The 257-nt window shown below is 54.9% G+C and carries 1 pseudogene; it reads right to left on the bottom strand.

The features are described from left to right. A pseudogene (locus HBA93_RS22065) lies at positions 1–257 on the bottom strand (UDP-N-acetylmuramate dehydrogenase); the annotation flags it as partial.

Here is a 257-nt window from a genome sequence, read left to right as displayed (position 1 = left end):
CCGTACCGGCGCGCAGACGCGTATCGGATACACGCTCAACCTCACCAAAGCCTTTGGCAGACAAACGCACCACGAAGCCCGGAATGCCGCCTTCACGCACCAGAAGGTTAGAACCGATACCAACAGTCATCACCGGAATTTCCTCCGGTACATTTTTCAGGAATTCCGCCAGATCATCTTCATCGGCAGGCTGGAACAGAACTTCAGCAGGGCCGCCTGCGCGGAACCATGTGATCTTATCCATACCTGAATTTGGC

Origin of the sequence: Ochrobactrum sp. SFR4 (assembly GCF_019730395.1) — a bacterium.
Classification (GTDB): domain Bacteria; phylum Pseudomonadota; class Alphaproteobacteria; order Rhizobiales; family Rhizobiaceae; genus Pseudochrobactrum.
The sequence above is the reverse complement of the archived record's forward strand: the minus strand, read 5'-3'. Positions and strand labels throughout refer to the sequence as shown.